Below are 17,381 nucleotides of genomic sequence, written 5' to 3'. Positions count from 1 at the left end.
TCACTCGCTGCAACCGCAGACGCTCAGCGCCCAGGTGCTGGCCGCGATGCGCGCCTCCGGTACTTACTTCGGACGAGTCGGACGAGTTCACCGACCGGCTCACGCGCGAGGAACCCCGCAGCCGCATCGAGAGTTCCGCAGACGGGGGCGCACCGAGGCGCGCCGCTGAAGTCCGCGGCCGGGGACGGATCGCCAAGCATGCGATCGCTCCCACCGCCGACCGTGTCGACTTCCTCCTCGCTAGCCGCTCTACTCCCCTGCGAAGACTGGGCATGGCTCCAATCCCAGGCTCGTCCCGGGACCCTCCTCGAACGGCCCGCGGCACGGTCAAGGAGCCGGTCGACCGGTTGAGCGGCGGCAGCACCCGGCGGGCGTAAGGGTTTCAAAAGGCAGGCGAGTGGTTCCGGCTCGTTCCGCCCCGACAACCCGCGGGACGACGTGGATCGCCGCGCCGGCAAGGGTTAGCCCCAAGCAGTTCCTCAGCCACAGCCGTCCTCAGTTGAACCAGCCGTTAACCGTCCCGAAGTCCAGTGCGCCCGTTACCTCCCCGTAGGTCCCCTGGTTCAGCACCTCGGCCGCCGCGTGGTGGGCCAGGGAGTAGGCGGCCTGGGCAATGGCCGTTCCCACGCTCACCCGGCGCACTCCGGCCCCTGCCAGGTCCGACACCGGGGGTGCGCCTGGGCCAGCCATGGCGCTCACCGGGATGGGCGAGACCTTTGCCAGCTCCGCCAGGACCTCGACGTCCACCAGGCCCGGGACGAAGATGCTGTCGGCTCCGGCTTCGGCGTAAACGCGGGCCCGGGTCAGCACGTCGTCGAAGCGGCCGGCGGGTTCGCCGATTCCGAACAGGTACACGTCCGTCCGGGCGTTGATCCACAGCTCCGAGAGACCGGCCGTCGCGGCGGCGGCGCGGGCCGCGGTGAAGCGTTCTGCCTGTTCGTCCGGGGTGAAGAGGGTGGCGGTTCCGGCGCGGGAGTCTTCCAGGTTCACGCCTACCGCACCGGCCTCGACTACGCCCGTCACGGTTTCGGCGACGGCCGAGGGAGCTGAGCCGTAGCCGCCTTCCACGTCGGCGGTGACCGGGACTTCTACGGCCGCGGCGATCTGGGCGATCACCGACAGCATTTCGGCGCGGGAGAGGTGTTGGCCGTCGCCTCTGGCCAGGGCCCAGGAGACGCCGCCGCTGGTGGTGGCGATCGCTGGGGCGCCGGCGCGTTCGATGGCGACCGCACTGCCCGCGTCCCAGGCGTTCGGCAGCACGAGGACGTCCGTCGCGTGCAGTTCACGGAAGAGTTTTGCCTTGTCTTGCAACGAGTTCACGAGGTTCCTCCCCAGTGGCAAGCCCCGGGCGGGGCGACTGCGGAGGAACGTATCAGCGGCCACCGACAAAAACCGGCGCCGAAGGAGTCAGGGGAGGTCGAAGCCCAGTTCGCGAGCGGCGTCGGCGGGGGTCGGCTGGGTCCAGCGGCGGGCGACGGCCTCGTGCGTGGACAGAGAGCGCAGTTCGGCTCGGTCCAGGTACAGGATGCCGTGCAGGTGATCCGTCTCGTGCTGGACGATTCGCGCTGGCCAGCCGGACAATTCCTCGTCCAGGGCGGCACCGGTTTCGTCGGTGCCGCGAAGCCGGATCCGCAGGGCTCGCGCGACGACGGCCTGCCAGCCGTGCACGCTCAGGCAGCCCTCGAAGAACGCGGCGGTTTCGTCGCCCACTCGGGTGTATGTCGGGTTCACCAGCACGCGGAACGGCAGCGGGACGATCCCGCGGGTCGCTAGGGTGGATTCGGCGACCCCCGGACGTTCCCGAGCACTGTCCTCGACGACCGCGATCCGGACCGACAGGCCGATCTGCGGCGCGGCGAGGCCGACGCCGGGCGCGGCGTGCATGGTCTCCTTCATGCCCGCGATCAGCGCGGACAGCGTCTCGTCGCTCAGTTCGCCCTCGTACGGGCGCGCGGCGGCACGCAGCACGGGGTCGCCTGCCTGCACGATCGGCCACGGCAACGGCTGGGCGAGCAGTTTTTCGACCTGTTCGGCGAGCACCGGCGAACCCCTCTCCAAGGGCAACGGGACAGCGGCATGATCGCACCCGCGCGGAGCACGACACTCGCCCGGGGATCAGGCAAGCTGGCAGCCGTGGCCTACGACGTGAACGCGATCCGCAAGCACTTCCCCTCGCTCGAGAACGGCGCTGCCCACTTCGACGGACCCGGTGGTTCCCAGGTCCCGGACGTGGTCGGCGACGCAGTGTCCTCGACGCTCTGTTCCGCCATCGCGAACCGCGGCACCGTGACGGCGGCGGAGCGCCGCGCGGACGGTGTCGTGCGCGAAGCCCGCCAAGCCGTCGCTGACCTGCTCGGCGCGCGTCCGGAGGGCGTCGTGTTCGGGCGCAGCATGACCCAGGTGACTTACGACTTCTCCCGTACTCTCGCGAAGAACTGGGGCCCGGGCGACGAGGTCGTGGTGACCCGCCTGGACCACGACGCGAACGTTCGCCCGTGGGTGCAGGCTGCCGAAGCTCGCGGCGCGACTGTCCGCTGGGCGGACTTCGATCCCGAGACGGGCGAGCTGCCGACGTCATCGATCACGGAACTGCTCACTGACCGGACCCGGCTGGTCGCGGTCACCGCCGCCTCGAACCTCCTGGGCACGCGTCCGGACATCCCGGCGATTACCGACGCGGTGCGCGAAGCAGGCGCGCTGAGCTACGTGGACGGCGTGCACTTGACGCCGCACGCGCCGGTCGACATCGCCGCCTTGGGCGCGGACTTCTACGCCTGCTCGCCGTACAAGTTCCTCGGCCCGCACCTTGGCCTTCTCGCCGCCTCACCCGATCTTCTGGAGACACTGCAGCCGGACAAGCTGCTGCCGTCGAGCAACGCGGTTCCAGAGCGTTTCGAGCTGGGTACGTTGCCGTACGAGCTTCTCGCGGGCACTACCGCGGCTATCGACTTCCTCGCGGGGCTCGTGCCAAGCGAAGGCAGCCGTCGCGAACGTTTGCGTACCTCGCTTACGGCGCTTGAAGAGCACGAAGACGCCCTGTTGCAGCGGTTGGAGGACGGGCTCGCCGCACTGCCGCGCGTCGTCCGTTACGGCTCGCCGACGCGTCGCCGTACGCCGACAGTGTTGTTCTCAGTCACTGGCCTGACGCCGCAGGCCGTGTACGAGCGTCTCGGAGCGCGTGGGATCAACGCGCCTGCTTCGACCTTCTACGCCATCGAGTGCGCGCGGCATCTCGGTCTTGGCGACACTGGTGCCATACGCGCTGGCATCGCGCCGTACACGACTGCAGCGGAAGTCGATCTGCTGCTCGCTGCTGTTGCGGAGCTGTGAATGAGCATCGAGACGACTGTCGACGGACAGGTCACCACCATCACCATCAATCGGCCGGAGAAGCGGAACGCGCTCACGAAGGCGATGTACGTCGCCCTCGCAGACGCCTTCGACGCTGTCCGCACGCCCATCGCTGTACTGAGCGGAGCTGGCGGTGCGTTCACCGCGGGCAACGACCTCGGCGACTTCCTCGCGCACGAAGCCGGTGACCGCACGAAGACGCCCGCGCGGGTCTTTCAGGAGGCATTGCTCGCGACGCAGGCAGTAGTCGTCGCATCGGTCGACGGTCCCGCTGTCGGCATCGGTGCGACCCTGCTGCTGCACTGCGACCTCGTCTATGCCACCGAACGCAGCTACCTGCAGTTCCCCTTCGTGCCGTTGGGACTGGTGCCGGAGTTCGGCAGCAGTTACGCATTGCCGCGCCGAGTCGGGCCACAGCGTGCGACGGAGCTACTGCTGTTCGGAGAACGCTTGCCTGCGGTTGAGGCGGCACAACTCGGGTTGGTCAACGAGGTGCTCCCCGACGAGACAGCGCTCCGTAAGCGCGTTTCGGAACGCGTCGAGACGCTCGCGGCACGGTCGGCGCGCGCATTGACGGCGACGCGCGCGCTGCTGCACGACCACACCGACGAGAGCGTCGAAGCGCGAATGGAGTCGGAGTCCAAGCACTTCGCCGAGCTGCTGCACGACCCGGACACAGTGGCGACGTTGCGCGCGAAGCTCGACCGGCGTTAGCGACGACGACGCTTGTCCACTGCCGCGTCGAGAACTGGACCTAGCTCTTCGACCACGGTGTCGAGCGCCACGACCGAACGCTCGACGCGCGCCAGCACGATGGCCCCTTCAAGCGCGCTGATCATCAAGACTGCCAATGAAGCAGCGCGCGCCGCCGGTACGCCCATTTCCTGTAGCGCGGACACGATGGGCTTCCGCCATTGTGCGAAAGCGTCGTTCGCACGCTCGCGCAGCGGCTCGCTCGACGCCGCCGTGTCAGCGACTGTAGCTACTAGTGGACAGCCGTAGTCGTAGCCGATCTCAACGAACTCTGCGCGCCAATACTCGACAACCGCGGCGAAGAGCGTGGACGGCGTCGGGTCCGCGAGAGAGTCCATGGCGCGGGTCACGCGGCGCGCGGCCTGGCGGCCGGTCCACTCGATGGCCTCGCTGAACAGCTGCTCCTTACCGCCCGGGAAGTAGTGCTGCAGCGACCCCCGCGGCGCTTCGGCATGCGCTACTACCTCGCGCATCCCGGTGCCGCTCAAGCCCTGCGTACGCAGCAACTGCGCAGCGCTGAAGACCATCCGGTCGCGCGCCGGCCGTTCCGTCATCGAGCGTCTCCTCCGTGACCGTCAGCTCGTACTCGTGCTCCCCGCCGTACCCCGGGACGAAGCGGAACCCGCACGCCCGCAGCAATCCTTCCGCAGCGATGTTGCCGTCCTGCACCGTGGCGTGCAGCGTCCAGCCTCGCCACTGCTCAGCGGCCAGCCCCACCAGGCCGCGACCGATGCCGCGTCGCTGCCACCGGTCGGCGACGAGCAGCCCCAGTTCGACGCGGGAGCCCTCCTCCGGGACCGCGTTCAGCAGCCCGGCCGGCGCGCCCGAAACCTCGGCGACGAGGGCGGTGCCAGCGAGGAGGAAACGCCGGTACCGGGACAGGACTGCCTCCGGGTCGATCGGGCCGCCGAGGGTGAACCGGCGGCTCAGCGACTCCGGCGAGCAGGCGCGGACGAGGTCGGCCGCGGAACCGGCGGTGGCCGGTCGCACGGCGGTCATGACAGTTGTCATAACCCGAGGGTCGCACACCGCCAGCACTATGACAAGCGTCATGGACGATGTCACGCTGCCGACACGACCTGTCCGGCCCGCTGGCTCCGCGACCGGCGGGCCGCCACCGGTTTCGGGCACGAATAATTCACTTATCGTGTCCGCGATACCCCATCGGCGGTAATTCCACCGATTAATCGAGGCTTGACCACGATGCGTGTGCACGGGGCCTCTTTGGGTGAAAACGGTTCCCGATACCTGTCGTAAACCCGTTTCTTCCTTATATTTTCCTGGACGCTCCGGCAGGCAGCAAAGGAGAGACGGCCATGACCCAGTCGCTCGAGGTTCCGACGAAGGAATTCTGCCTCGACTGGACGATGGACGGGGCCCAGGGCGGCAGGGTGCACTTCACCCTGTCCGGCCAGGTGAGCCTGTTGGACGGCAAGCGGTTCTACAAGGTCGACGGCGTGCTCTACATCACGGACGGCAGCGCGTACTGCCGGGAGATCGGGAACCCGCGGCTGCACGTGCGGCGCAACGGCGTCGAGGAGAGCGGACGGCAATGGGGCTGGGAAGCGATCAGTTCCCGCAAGAGCGCGAACCGGCTCTGCACAATGGACGGCTATTTCGTGCGCACCGGCTACTGGGCGCCCGCCGACCGCAGCATCCAACTCGGAATCGTCGCCGAACACGGGATCACCCGGCGTCGTTCGTACAGCTCGACGACGACGATTCGGCTGGTCGACTGAATGGTTCCCGGATAGCGGGAATGTTTCTCGGCAATCGCCCGATTCCCAGCCGGGCACACCCACCAGCCTGGCCCGTCCGCGACGGAAACCCGCAGTGGCCCGCGGGCGAACTTTCCGCGCACAGTCGCGTCAGCGTCCAGTGCGCGAGGACACAAGATCGCTTACCCGCCAAGGTGAACCGTGCGAATCAGACGATCCGCCGATCGACTGCGCCGCTGAACCGTCGGTACCGCAACCCATCCACGGACAAGCCGAGCGAAAGATCAACGCGGGCAACGCCTGCCGGACCGGTGAGGCATTGGCCTGGACCACTCGCCGCGCGCCGCGACGGGGCCGAAACCGTGCCCTCGCAGGGCAAACCTCCGCTCGTCGTCACCCACACGGGTAAACCCCGGGCCCGGAGGTAAGCAGAAACACACCGGATCCCCAGGAAAAACGCGAAAAACGTTGCGCGGGACACAGCGCTCGCGCGCGCGAAAGAGGACCATGGAAGTCATGCGGAACAGGACTCGGGCAGGCAGACCACCACACCCTGGTAAACGATTGCTCCGACGGCTCGGCGCCGTGCGCAACCCGCTCGTTCGCCGGTCGGATCGGATCGAAGGCGTACTCGCCGGGATCGTCACGTTGCTGGCGCTCATCGCGATTCCCTTCGCGATGATGATCGGCAGCGAGGACATCGCCGCGGAGACCGCCGCGTCGGACGCGCAGATGCAGTCGCGGCACCAGGTCACCGCCACGGTGCTCACGACGGCCACGCAACCGGCGGCTTCGGTCGGCGACAGCGCGCCGATCGCCAACACCGCGCGCGTGAACGCGGTCTGGAAGCCGCCGAACGGCGTGCAGCGGACCGGCGTGATCACGGTGCCCAGCGCTTCCGCGACCGAGGGCTCGACCACCGACATCTGGCTCGACGACACCGGCAGGCAGACCACTGCCCCGCTGACGCACGCGGACGCGGTCACCAACGGCGTGCTCGTCGCGGCCTTCTGCTGGCTGTGCGCGGTCGGAGTGCTGGGCGGCGCGTTCTGGGTGGCGCGACGAGTGCTCGACCACCGGCGCGCGGCGCGGTGGGCCGAGGAATGGGCGCAGCTCGCCGGGCCGGAAGCGGTTCGCTGACAGTTCCGGCGGGAGTTCCGCACCGGAACTCCTCCGGCTAGCGCGGTCGGCCGTTCGAATGGCGCGGATCCGCCAGTCCGACGGCCGTCGCGGACACCTCAGCCAGCCGACGCTCACCGGAAGTTCCGCGCACCAGGTCCCCACCGCGCGGGCGCGCACTACCCCCACGTTCCTCAACGCCCCGGCAAGCGCTCGACCGCTGCTCTTGGCACCGTGATCTCGATGGCCCGGCGACGACGTAGTTCGCCGGGCCCGGAGGCAGGCTGATGCGTCTGCTGCCTCCGGGCCCGGCCTCGGCGGACCGAGCGGAGCGACACCCCCAGCGTCGCCCCGGGCCGGTACTACGCCTGCCGCCCTGCCCGGAATGTGGCGAGTTAGCCACCAGCTATCTCGTTGAGGCACAGTCTTGTGGAGCCCTCCGGCGATTGTCAACTGTGAGCTAATCTGAGATAGTCGCCTTAGCTGAGAGCAATCAGCTGCAACTGGAGGGGCGTAGCAGCATGTCCGAAGACACTCAGCCGGCGGATGCCCGGCCCACCCTGGCCTCCAGACTCGACGACCTCTTCCGCACGGTGCGCCCGCAAGGGAAGCACTGGACGAACGCCGAGGTGGCAGCCGAACTGAAGCGGGCGACGCCGGAGCTGAAGGTCGGCGCGGTGTACCTGTCTCAGCTGCGCACGGGCAAGCGGACCAATCCGTCTCAGGAGCTGCTGGCCGCACTGGCGAAGTTCTTCGGGGTCTCGGTCGCGTACTTCTTCGACGACGAGGTCGCCGGGTCGGTGCTGTCCGAACTGGCGGCCGTGGAGGCGATGCGCCAGGCAGGCGTCCGAGCGGTCGCGATGCGCGCGGCGGGCATGCGCGAGGAAAACCTCCAGGCGATCACCACGATCATGGACCAGTACCGCAAGATGCAGGGGCTGCCCCCGGTCACGGACGAAGCGGCACAGTGACCGGCACCCCGTCCGAAGCCCCGCAGCGGCGCGAGCAGCTGCGCCGGATGCGCGACGAAGGCGCCCAGCGGATCGCCGAACTCGGCCTTCCGCCGAAGTACGACCTGGCCACCCTCTGCGCACGCCTAGGCGAGATCCGCGAACGGCCGATCACCCTCGTGCCGATCCCGATGCCGGCGTCGCACCCGTGCGGCATGTGGGTAGCCGCGCGAGGCGAGGACCTGATCTTCTTCGACGCCAACACCACCGGGGCGCACCAGGAGCACATCATCTTGCACGAGCTGGGTCACATCATCTGCTGTCATCGCGGCTCGGGTCTCCTAGACGACGAGAGCGCCCGCTCGCTGTTCCCCAACCTGGACCCGGACATCGTCCGAGACATGCTGATGCGCGCCACCTACGACGACGCACAGGAGCAGGAGGCGGAGATCATCGCCTTCCTGCTGTCCGAACGCATGGGCACGCCGCCGAAACCCATCGCCGAAACCCCCAAAGCCGGCGAGAACCCGATGGACCGGATCGAGCGCTCGCTCCTCTAGCCGCCTGGCGAGGCTTGGCCCGTGGGGCCCCTTCACGGACCGCCGGGCACCGCCCCGCCCCCCAATGCGGCATTCGGCGCGTGAAACCCACCCAACGCCACATTGCGCCGCTAACCGATCACCCAACCGCCACCCGCGAACCCCACGCGACCAAACGCACAAGCCGCGCACACCCACCACCCAACCACCACCGGCGCACCCAACACTCGAGGCACCCAGCCCCTCCCCCACACCCCGATACGAAGCCTCCCTGCGGTCTGGGGGTGCTTGTCAAGGCATCTTTCCCGCCTTGACAAGCACCCCCAGACCGTCAGCACACTCGGGCTTCGGGGTGCCCCACGCACACACCCACCTGCAATGTCGCCGCCAGGCGACGAGCAGCTCACCCCTCTCGCAACAAACCCAACTCCTCCCCAACCACCCCCACCGCATACCTCAACTGCTCTTCCCGATGCTCACTGGTCACAAAGAACCTCAACCGAGCCTGAGACTCCTCCACCGCCGGATACAGGATCGGATCCACCACCACCCCGCGCTCGTACAACGCCGTAGCCAGCCGCAACGTGATCTCCGAACCCCCCACCACACAAGGCACGATCGGCGTATCCCCAGCCGACCCGGTAGGCAACCCCGCCGCCACCGCCAACTCCAGGAACAACCGGGAATTCCCCCGCAACCGCACCAACCTCTCCGGCTCCTCGCGCATAACCCGCAACGCGGCAAGGGAAGCAGCCGCATTGGCCGGAGTAATCCCCACGCTGTAAACAAACCCGGGCAGCGAATACCGCAACCACCGCACCGTCCGAGCCGACCCGGCCAGGTACCCCCCGCACCCGGCCAGCGACTTGGACAGCGTCCCCATCCAGAGATCGACCCCGGAACGATCGACGGCGAAATGGTCGCCTACCCCAGCGCCCCGCGGCCCCATCGTGCCGATGCTGTGCGCCTCATCGACCATCAGCAACGCGCCATACCGCCGCTTGAGCTCAATAAGCGCGGGCAAATCAGCGACGTCACCGTCCATGCTGTACACGCCTTCAACCACGATCAGCACCCGCCGGAATCGCGACCGCGACCGGCGCAGCACGTCCTCGAGCCGTGCCATGTCGTTGTGCGGGAACGGTTGCCGCGTAGCGCCGGAAAGCGCACAGCCTTGCAGGATGCTGTCGTGGGCCAGCGAATCGTGCACGATCAGGTCTCCCGGCCCGACCAGATGACCGATCGCCCCGACGTTCGTCGCGTGCCCGCTCACCAGAACGAGACTGTCCTCGACCCCGAGGAACGCGGCGAGTTCCGTCTCCAAAGCACGCGACAAATCCCGGTCCCCGGCAAGCAATCGGCTGCCGGACACGGAAGTCCCGTACCGTTCGACAGCCTCGTGCACCGCCGCGGTCACCGCCGGATGCCCGGCCAGCCCGAGATAGTTGTAGCTGGAGAACGACAAATACTCCCGGCCGGACACCGACGTCGTGGCGTCCATCGGCCCTTGATGCTTGCGGAAATACGGATTCGGCACCCCGAGGTCGTCGAACTCCTTCAGCCGCGCCTCGATCGCCGCCGCCTCCGGGAACTCCTCGATCGCCGCGCTGGCCGGATCCCACGCCGGAACCGGAACAGCTGGATCCGGGACAGCCGGAACCGGAGCGGCGGGCGCCAAAGCCGTTGCGGGAGCGATCATCCCGGCCACCGCGCCCACTGTCAGCGCGCCCGACTGCTCGACCTCCAGCGGCAGGCCCGGGAACCGCTTGCGCAGCCGCCCCTCCAACTCGGTGAGCATCAGCGAATCAAACCCGAGGTCGTCGACGAGCAACTGCCCGGCATACAGGTCGCTGGCCGGAAACGCCGTCGTCCGCGCGACTTCTTCGAGCACGACCGCCAGCACGTCCCGCGCGGACGTCTCCTCCGTCTCCTCGGCCGGTGCCGCGGTCGCCCCCAACGGCTCCAGCGTCTGCGCTTTGGCGAGCTTCGCGTCGTCGACCACCCAATGCCGGCGCGGGCTGAGCGGGCTTGGCGGCAGCGTGCAGCGCGGCAGGCCGTCCGCGACCGGCCTCAGCCCGACGCCGGTCACCGCACGCGGGGCCAACTCGGCCGGTGCGCCGTCCTCGACCGGCTCCTCCCCTGGTGACACCACACCGGCGAACACGCCTGGAACCAGCTCGCCTCCCTGTCCGGATTCGAGCGCGACCGACGCCGCGACCAGCTGGGAAACCGCGCCCGCAACGTCGTCCGCGGCTACCGCGAGCCGCTCCGGGAAGAGCGTCCGGCGGGCGAGCGTCCCCGCGACGGCCGCCAGCGGCGGGTTCTCCCTGCTGAGCGTCTCGGCCACCTCCCGGGCATGCCGCGCCAGCCCGGCCCGGTCCCGCGCGGTGAGCAGCAGCAGCCGCGGCGTCTCGGCGGGCACGGTTTCCGCTGCCGCCTCTTCGACAACGACGTGCACGTTCGAACCGCCGAAGCCGAACGCGCTCACCCCGGCCCGGCGCGGTCCGTCGCTGTCCCACGGCGTGACCTGGCCGGCCACCCGCAGCCCGGCGTCCCCCAGCGGCAGATGCTCAGCGGGTTCGAAATCCGGCTGCGGCAGTATCTGTCCCTTGTGGACGGACAAAATGGACTTGATCAACCCGGCGATTCCCGCAGTGCCAAGGGAATGCCCGACCACCGACTTCGCCGCACCGAGATACGCCGGGTTCTCCGCGCCGCGGCGCAGCTCGGTCAGCGCGCTGATCTCCACGTCGTCGCCGACCGCGGTCGCGGTGCCGTGCGCTTCCAGGAAACCGACCGACGCCGGGTCGACGCGCGCGTCCCGGTAGGCCCGCCGCAACGCCAGCAGCTGACCGGACTCCTGCGGCATCATGCCGCCCTTGACGGTGCCGTCGTTGGACAGCCCGACGCCGCGGATCACCGCGTACACCCGGTCTCCCGCCGCCCGGGCGTCCGCGAGCGGGCGCAGCACCAGGACCCCGGCCCCCTCGCCGAGCACGAATCCGTCGGCGCGGCGGTCGAACGGACGGCATTCGCCGGTGCGCGAGATCGCGCCGATCCGGCACAGGCCCACGAACAGGTCCGGGGCCAGGATCAGCTGGGCGCCGCCGGCCACCGCGATCCGGCAGCGGCCGGCCCGCAGCGCGAACACCGCGTTCGCCACCGCCGTCAGGCCGCCGGAGCAGGCCGAATCGAGCGCGTAGCTCTCGCCGTGCAGGTCGAAGACGTTGCTGATCGTGCTCGGCCCCATGTTGAGCAGCAACCCGGCCATCGCGGTGGCGTGCAGGCCGCTGACCGCGGACGCGGCCTCGGCCATCGCCGGGTCGCCCGGCCGGCCGAACTCGCCGCCGATCAGCTGCTTCATCCGCAGGTGCAGCGTGCTCAGGTCGCGATATCCGCTGTCGCTGAGCGACATGATCACCGATGTGTCGTCGCGGTCGAACCCCTCGGCCTCCCATCCCGCGTCCTGCAGGGCTTCGCGGGTCAGGTCGACCAGCAGCCGGTGCTGCGGGTCGAGCGATTTGGCCCGCCGCGGCGGGATCTTGTAGTGCCCGGCGTCGAAGTCGCCGACCCCCTCCAGCAGCGCCATGCGGTCGGAGTAGGCCGCGGCGCTGTCCCGGAAATCGTCGTTGTAGAACGCTTCGCGCCGCCACCGCGAATCCGGCACCCGCCGAAACTGCGGTTTGGGCTCGCTCAGCAGATCCCAGTACTCGTTGACGTTGCGCGCCCCCGGAAAACGGCATCCCATTCCGACAACGGCGATGTCCTGGCTATTTTCGGATTCTTCCCACCCTGATCCAGCAGACCCCATGGCATGACTTCCTCGTGCCGATTCCCACCCAGTCGACACCGAGATTGCCCGTTCCTACCCGGTTTTTCAAGGGCATTGGACATTATGCGGAGGAATGCACAGACACCTCAACTCACGGTAGCCAAGCGATCACGCCACCAGGCCACGGTGCTGGCGAACTGATCTTTCTCCGGGGTCGGCCGGAGAGCGAACAATTCCTGTGCCGCACGGGAATCGAGGACGTAGGGCCGGTCGAACTGGTACCGGACCTCCTGCAGCTCGCGCACCATCGGCGAAACGAGCGCGCCCGCCCGCAGTAACATCGGGGAAAGGCGTTGCACAGGCACCGGAGGCACTCCGGCCGCCTCGCACAACAGCGCCACCATCACCCGGGCGGACCGCGGCGGACCAGTCGGCACATGCCACGTCTTGCCCCACGCTTTTTCTTCGCGCGCGGCCGCGACCAGCGTGCGCGCGACATCGGAAATGTACGTCCAACTGTGCGGCGCGTCCGGATCGCCGAACACCTGGACCTTCCGTCCGCGCAGTACGTTCGGCACCACGCGGGCGGCGAGATGGCCGCCGTCGGTCACTCCGGGGCCGAAGAAATCGGAGGCGCGCACCTCGACCGCTCGGATACGGCCCTCGTCGTGCAATGCGTGCAGTTGCTCGGAGAGCATTGCCCGGATCCGGCCCTTTGTTCCGGTGGCCGCGAGCGGCAGATTCTCGGTGAGCGGGCCGTCGACCGGACCGTAACCGTACAAATTGCCCAGCGACACCAGCAGCGCGCCGTTCGCTTCGGCCGCGGCGCAGATCGAGTCCTGCAGCGGCGGCCAATCGGTCGCCCACCGGTGATAAGGCGGACTCGCGCAGCTGTAAATCGCCGCCGCTCCCCTGGTCGCTTCGGTGAGCGCGGCCCGGTCGGCGGCGTCGAGCGCGACGTGCTCCAGCCCCGGCTCGTCCTCCCGGGGCGAACGGCCGATCACCCGGACTCGCTCTCCTCGTTCGGCCAGCAACGCGGCGGTGGCCGCCCCCGCCGGTCCGTATCCGATCACCACCTGAAGACTCATGGCGACACCCTAGCGACGGGCGCATCCCGTTGCGGCAGTTCACGACCTGGCCGCCCGCCGTTCACCGGAAGATCACCCCGACCGGTCTGGACCAGCTCGCCGACACCGAGATCCACTCGGAATTCGCCCTGGCCAGAACCCGTTTTCCGGCCCTAGTTCCGGCACTTGAGGTGGTGTATGGTCGCCGATCGTGAACGATTCCGCCAAGGCCGCCGCGCACACCGTTCCGCCCACCGGGCACTGAGGCCGGTCCGGGGGCGCGAGTGAACACTCTGAAGATCATCCTGTTCTCGTTGTCGGCGGTCTCGTCGTACGCGGCATTGCTGTACAAGCTTTTCTCGATGCGCCGCTCGTGGCGCGACCCGGCCTACATCGTGCTGATGACGACGCTGATCCTGCAGTGCGTCACGTTCACCCTCGGCGCGCTCTCGCTCAGCATCGGCTCGGTGTTCGGGATCCCCAACCTGGCGATCCTGATCCTGCACCTCGCCGCGGTCGCGTATTGCATCAGCGCGCAGCTCCTGCTGATGCTGTGGGCGAATCCGCCCTCGGAAATCCGTACGCAGATCCGGGCGTGGATCGTTTCCGGCGCGGTGCTGTTCGTCGTACTGACCGTGCTGTTCTTCGTCGGCAACAAGCCGGGCACCCCGGGCGCCGCCTTCGCGGTGGGCAGCAGCGACCCGGTGATCCTCACCTACCTGCTGCTGTTCATCATCTCGCAGGCCGTGCCGTGCGTGACGATCTACCTGCAGTGCCTGCCGTACGCGAAGAGCACCTCGAGGGTGTGGCTGCGCCGGACGCTGCGGACGCTCGCGGTCGGCGCGGTGGTGCTGTTCTGCTACTGCGCCACGCGCGCGGTGAACATCGTGAGCCCGGCGCTCGGCTGGCATCTCGGTGCGTGGGCGATCACGCCGTCGATTTTCAGTGCGCTGGGCATCGTGATCGTCTCATTCGGGCTGACGATGCCGTCGTGGGGCGAACACGTGTCGTCGGTCGCGCGGTGGCAGCGCAATTACCGTTCTTATCGCGCGCTTTACCCGCTGTGGCATTCGCTTTACCAATCGTCGCCGGGCATCGCGCTCGAACCGCCTGCCGAGGGCGACACGGACCGGCGCTGGTCGGACCTGCACTACCGGCTGCACCGCCGGGTGATCGAGATCCGCGACGGCTGGCGCGCGCTGCGGCCGTACATGGACCGCGCCGACACCCCGGACGGCAACCAGGCGCTGGCCGAGGCCCGCAAGATCCGCCAGGCCCTGGAGGCGAAGACGTCCGGCGTCGCCCCGGCGGAAAGCCAGGACAACGGCGCGTTCGACGACCACGACGCGAAGACGTTCGCCGCCGAGGTCGCCTGGCTCACCCAGGTTTCCGAGGCTTACGCCAGGCTCGGCTGAGACTGGACCTGGGGCTCCGGCTGATCGCCGAGCAGCGTCTGGCCCTTCGTCAGCCACGCGAAACCGAAGGCGAACACCGCGAGCGATTCCAGCCAGAGTGTCGGATGCAAGGCCGCGGTGGCGGCGCTGAAGAACAGGCCGTTGACCACGATCAGCACCAGGCAGGCGAGCATCACGATGCCGCACACCCGATAGACGACATTGCGCGACCGTTTGCGCTTCGTCGGTGCGCCGTCGTCCTTGGTGAACAGGAAGAGGCAGAAGAACGCGAGGGTGAGGAAGAAAATCGCGGCGAAGACGAGGTGCGCGATCCCGATCGCGTGCTCAGTGGGCGTCGGCGAGACCGGCTGGGTCGGGAACAGCGCGACGCCGATGCCCGCGACCGCCGCGATGTTGGCCGCGATGTCGTCGACCCGGCCGTACCCGCGGTAGGCGATCAGGAAGACGCCGATCGCGCACAACGTGCCGACGAAGACGTTGCGGAGATCGCTGTAGTAATAGCCGCTCAGCGAGCCGAGCAAGCCGCCGCCCTCGAGCAGTTCCTTGCCGACGATCACGACGATCGGCAGCAGGATCCCGAGCACGCCGATGGCGCGGCGAAGGAACAGGTAAGAGCGCACGAAAGCGGTCATGGCACGGCCTCCCCGAAAGTCGTGCACTCTTTGTACCTGCTCCGTCACCTGCCCACCGAGCAAGCGGGAAAGGCCACCGGTTCAGCCCAGCAGCTTGTCCAGGTCGGCGAGCAGTTTCGCCTTCGGCCGCGCGCCGACGAACGACGCCACCGGGGCACCATCGCGGAACAGCATCAGCGTCGGCAGCGCCATCACCTGATACGCGCGCATGGTTTCGGGGTTCTCGTCGGTGTTGAGCTCGCGCACGGTGAGGCCGGGCCGTTCCGCGGAGATCTCGGCGAGCACCGGCGCGATCATGAGGCACGGCGGGCACCAGTCGGCGGTGAAGTCGACGAGGACGGGCTGGTCGTGCTCCAGGACGTCGGCGGCGAAGGTGGCGTCGGTGGTCATCGGGACTCCTCGAGTTCGGCAGGGACCGCGCACGGATCGGCCGGGCGCGCGGTGGCGGCGGCGAGCTTGTCGAGCAGGGCGGAGCGGACCGCGGCGAGGTCGCGCATGCAGGCCTCGACCTCCTCCAGCTTCCGGCGGTACACCTCGACCGAGGCCGGGCACGCGTCGCCCGCCTCGTGGCCGGTGCGGAGGCAGTCGACGAACGGGCGGGTGTCGTCGAGGCTGAATCCGACCGTGCGCAGGGTCTGGATTTCCGTGACCAAGCGCAGGTCGTCCTCGTCGTACTCGCGGTAGCCGTTCGCCGCGCGCGCCGCCGGGAGCAGGCCCTGGGCCTCGTAGAAGCGCAGGGCCCGCGTGGTGGTTCCGGCCCGCTGGGCCAGTTCGCCGATCCGCATGACAGCGACGCTAAACCTTTACGCTGGCGTCAAGGCAAGGCGTGCGCGCGGGGCTGGGGGTATTCGCGGAATTTGACCGCGTTCGCCGCGCGGCTGCCCATGTACTCGAAGACGCGGCGGCCGATCGGACCGGTCAGCGAGCGGTACATCCGGTTGCGCTTGCGCAGCTTCTCCGCGGTGGCCGGGACCAGGAAGTCGCCCGAACCGGCTCCGTTGCGCTGCCCGACGCGGGCGGGTTTGCGCAGCCGCTGCTCGTAGCGGGCGAACGCGGTCACGTGGTCGCCGCCGGCCGCGGCCAGTTCCCCGGCGAGCACCTGCGCGCCCATCATCGCGAGACCGGTCCCGGATCCGCCCGGTCCGGCGCACCAGGCGGCGTCGCCGAGCACCACGACCCGGCCGCGGGACCAGCTGTCGAGCTTGATCTGGCCGACGGTGTCGAAGTACAGGTCAGGCGCGTCGGCGACCGCGGTGAGCAGCTGCGGGAGTTCCCATCCGGCACCGGCGAAGACCTCCGTGACGATGTCCTTCTGCCGGGCGAGGTCGGGGCGGCCGTACCCGTCCGGATCGCCGCGGAAAGCGAGGCCGACGGTGACGGTCGCCGGATCGCGGTGGCTGGTGACGACCGCGCCGAGGCCGGGTTCGTTGTAGAGCAGACCCGCGTGGTCGAGACGGAGGTGGTTGGGCGCGGTGAACCCGGCGACGTGGTAACCGAGGTCGGTGCGGAATTTCGCCTCCGGACCGAACGCGGCCGTCCGCACGCCGGAGTGGATGCCGTCCGCGCCGACGACCAGGTCGAACCGGCGCGGGGCGCCGTGGCGGAAGGTGACGTCGACACCGTCGGCGGTCTCGGCGAGCGAGGTGACGCGGTCGCCGAAGACGTACTCGGTGTAGTCCTTGGTGTGGTCGTAGAGAATGCGGGCGAGGTCGCCGCGCAGGACTTCCAGCTCGCCGTTGGTGAACCCGCTCGGCAGGGCGAAGGCGGGCTGTCCGTCCGGGTCGAGCTGCACCTGCTCGCGCAGCGCGGTCTCGTACTCCCGCAGGTCGTCGAGCAGGCCCATCGCTTCGACGAGCTTCATCTGCTCGCCGCGGAAGTCGACGGCCTGCCCGCCCGGCCGCAACCGCGGCGCGGCCTCGACGACGGTCACCGAATAGCCGTAACGGTGCAGCCAGTAGGCGGCGGACGGACCCGCGACGCTGGCGCCGGACACGAGAACGGTCTTGCTGGTCATCTCTGCTCCCCTGGATCGGTAGGCGATGCGGCAAGACTGCGGCGCACCGCT

At 68.9% G+C, this 17,381-nt stretch carries 17 protein-coding genes; 7 read left to right on the top strand and 10 right to left on the bottom strand.

Annotated features, from left to right (window positions below; all coding sequences use genetic code 11):
• Nucleotides 1-495 precede the first annotated feature (495 nt).
• Nucleotides 496-1,320 (bottom strand): isocitrate lyase/PEP mutase family protein, encoded by an 825-nt coding sequence (locus tag ATK30_RS29150; protein WP_101438207.1) that lies wholly within the window; start codon nt 1,318-1,320, stop codon nt 496-498.
• Between the two features lie 87 nt (nt 1,321-1,407).
• A complete protein-coding gene (locus ATK30_RS29145) occupies nt 1,408-2,040 on the bottom strand; it encodes a peptide deformylase (RefSeq protein WP_208637441.1) in 633 nt (210 codons plus the stop codon).
• Between the two features lie 93 nt (nt 2,041-2,133).
• Here ATK30_RS29145 and ATK30_RS29140 point away from each other — a divergent pair, with 93 nt between their 5' ends.
• Both ATK30_RS29140 and ATK30_RS29135 read left to right on the top strand, forming a co-directional pair.
• On the top strand, nt 2,134-3,330 hold the full coding sequence (locus ATK30_RS29140) for a cysteine desulfurase-like protein (protein WP_101441125.1): 1,197 nt from the start codon (nt 2,134-2,136) through the stop codon (nt 3,328-3,330).
• Nucleotides 3,331-4,065, top strand: coding sequence for an enoyl-CoA hydratase-related protein (locus tag ATK30_RS29135; protein WP_101438205.1), 735 nt, complete (start codon nt 3,331-3,333; stop codon nt 4,063-4,065).
• On the opposite strand, the gene ATK30_RS29130 is transcribed toward ATK30_RS29135, so the two are convergent.
• Nucleotides 4,062-4,610 (bottom strand): TetR/AcrR family transcriptional regulator, encoded by a 549-nt coding sequence (locus ATK30_RS29130; RefSeq protein ID WP_416332925.1) that lies wholly within the window; start codon nt 4,608-4,610, stop codon nt 4,062-4,064. The genes ATK30_RS29135 and ATK30_RS29130 overlap by 4 nt on opposite strands.
• Nucleotides 4,510-5,103 carry a GNAT family N-acetyltransferase gene (locus ATK30_RS29125; RefSeq protein ID WP_244194754.1) on the bottom strand — a complete coding sequence of 198 codons (594 nt, stop codon included), beginning with the start codon at nt 5,101-5,103 and terminating at the stop codon, nt 4,510-4,512. Before ATK30_RS29125 ends, ATK30_RS29130 begins: the two co-directional genes overlap by 101 nt.
• 317 nt (nt 5,104-5,420) lie before the next feature.
• On the opposite strand from ATK30_RS29125, the gene ATK30_RS29120 reads away from it, so the two are divergent.
• The 4 genes from ATK30_RS29120 to ATK30_RS29105 all read left to right on the top strand — a co-directional run bounded on the left by ATK30_RS29120 (nt 5,421) and on the right by ATK30_RS29105 (nt 8,451).
• Entirely contained in the window at nt 5,421-5,843 is a 423-nt protein-coding gene (locus ATK30_RS29120; RefSeq protein ID WP_101438203.1) for a hypothetical protein, read from the top strand.
• 564 nt (nt 5,844-6,407) lie between these two features.
• Entirely contained in the window at nt 6,408-6,962 is a 555-nt protein-coding gene (locus ATK30_RS29115) for an Rv1733c family protein (RefSeq protein ID WP_244194753.1), read from the top strand.
• Between the two features lie 500 nt (nt 6,963-7,462).
• Nucleotides 7,463-7,912, top strand: a complete 450-nt coding sequence (locus ATK30_RS29110; RefSeq protein ID WP_101438201.1) for a helix-turn-helix domain-containing protein — start codon at nt 7,463-7,465, stop codon at nt 7,910-7,912.
• Nucleotides 7,909-8,451 (top strand): toxin, encoded by a 543-nt coding sequence (locus tag ATK30_RS29105; RefSeq protein WP_208637440.1) that lies wholly within the window; start codon nt 7,909-7,911, stop codon nt 8,449-8,451. The genes ATK30_RS29110 and ATK30_RS29105 overlap by 4 nt, the downstream gene beginning before the upstream one ends.
• Before the next feature lie 382 nt (nt 8,452-8,833).
• Here the strand turns inward: ATK30_RS29105 and ATK30_RS29100 are convergent, their stop codons facing one another.
• Complete coding sequence (locus ATK30_RS29100) at nt 8,834-12,241, bottom strand: aminotransferase class I/II-fold pyridoxal phosphate-dependent enzyme (protein WP_101438200.1); 3,408 nt, start codon at nt 12,239-12,241, stop codon at nt 8,834-8,836.
• Between the two features lie 107 nt (nt 12,242-12,348).
• Nucleotides 12,349-13,290, bottom strand: coding sequence for an NAD-dependent epimerase/dehydratase family protein (locus ATK30_RS29095; protein WP_101438199.1), 942 nt, complete (start codon nt 13,288-13,290; stop codon nt 12,349-12,351).
• 263 nt (nt 13,291-13,553) lie between these two features.
• Here ATK30_RS29095 and ATK30_RS29090 point away from each other — a divergent pair, with 263 nt between their 5' ends.
• Nucleotides 13,554-14,684: an MAB_1171c family putative transporter gene (locus ATK30_RS29090; protein WP_101438198.1), complete on the top strand. Its 1,131-nt coding sequence runs from the start codon at nt 13,554-13,556 to the stop codon at nt 14,682-14,684.
• Here ATK30_RS29090 and ATK30_RS29085 read toward each other — a convergent pair.
• The 4 genes from ATK30_RS29085 to ATK30_RS29070 all read right to left on the bottom strand — a co-directional run bounded on the left by ATK30_RS29085 (nt 14,666) and on the right by ATK30_RS29070 (nt 17,330).
• Nucleotides 14,666-15,316, bottom strand: coding sequence for a DUF998 domain-containing protein (locus ATK30_RS29085; protein WP_101438197.1), 651 nt, complete (start codon nt 15,314-15,316; stop codon nt 14,666-14,668). The genes ATK30_RS29090 and ATK30_RS29085 overlap by 19 nt on opposite strands.
• A gap of 81 nt (nt 15,317-15,397) precedes the next feature.
• Nucleotides 15,398-15,706 (bottom strand): thioredoxin, encoded by a 309-nt coding sequence (gene trxA / locus ATK30_RS29080; RefSeq protein WP_101438196.1) that lies wholly within the window; start codon nt 15,704-15,706, stop codon nt 15,398-15,400.
• A complete protein-coding gene (locus ATK30_RS29075; protein WP_101438195.1) occupies nt 15,703-16,101 on the bottom strand; it encodes a MerR family transcriptional regulator in 399 nt (132 codons plus the stop codon). The genes trxA and ATK30_RS29075 overlap by 4 nt, the downstream gene beginning before the upstream one ends.
• Nucleotides 16,102-16,130: 29 nt before the next feature.
• Entirely contained in the window at nt 16,131-17,330 is a 1,200-nt protein-coding gene (locus ATK30_RS29070; RefSeq protein ID WP_101438194.1) for an FAD-dependent monooxygenase, read from the bottom strand.
• Nucleotides 17,331-17,381: the final 51 nt, after the last annotated feature.

The sequence above is a fragment of the Amycolatopsis echigonensis genome, assembly GCF_002846615.1.
Taxonomy (GTDB): Bacteria; Actinomycetota; Actinomycetes; order Mycobacteriales; family Pseudonocardiaceae; genus Amycolatopsis; species Amycolatopsis echigonensis.
Note: the sequence above shows the minus strand (reverse complement) of the source record. Positions and strands in the feature narration are given on the sequence as shown.

Excerpts from the sequence above, each read along its gene's own strand:
- ATK30_RS29135 (WP_101438205.1), top strand. The coding sequence starts at position 3,331 with ATGAGCATCGAGACGACTGTCGACGGACAGGTCACCACCATCACCATC.
- ATK30_RS29125 (WP_244194754.1), bottom strand. The coding sequence starts at position 5,103 with ATGACCGCCGTGCGACCGGCCACCGCCGGTTCCGCGGCCGACCTCGTC.
- ATK30_RS29120 (WP_101438203.1), top strand. The coding sequence starts at position 5,421 with ATGACCCAGTCGCTCGAGGTTCCGACGAAGGAATTCTGCCTCGACTGG.
- ATK30_RS29110 (WP_101438201.1), top strand. The coding sequence starts at position 7,463 with ATGTCCGAAGACACTCAGCCGGCGGATGCCCGGCCCACCCTGGCCTCC.
- ATK30_RS29100 (WP_101438200.1), bottom strand. The coding sequence starts at position 12,241 with ATGGGGTCTGCTGGATCAGGGTGGGAAGAATCCGAAAATAGCCAGGAC.
- ATK30_RS29095 (WP_101438199.1), bottom strand. The coding sequence starts at position 13,290 with ATGAGTCTTCAGGTGGTGATCGGATACGGACCGGCGGGGGCGGCCACC.
- ATK30_RS29085 (WP_101438197.1), bottom strand. The coding sequence starts at position 15,316 with ATGACCGCTTTCGTGCGCTCTTACCTGTTCCTTCGCCGCGCCATCGGC.
- trxA (WP_101438196.1), bottom strand. The coding sequence starts at position 15,706 with ATGACCACCGACGCCACCTTCGCCGCCGACGTCCTGGAGCACGACCAG.
- ATK30_RS29075 (WP_101438195.1), bottom strand. The coding sequence starts at position 16,101 with ATGCGGATCGGCGAACTGGCCCAGCGGGCCGGAACCACCACGCGGGCC.
- ATK30_RS29070 (WP_101438194.1), bottom strand. The coding sequence starts at position 17,330 with ATGACCAGCAAGACCGTTCTCGTGTCCGGCGCCAGCGTCGCGGGTCCG.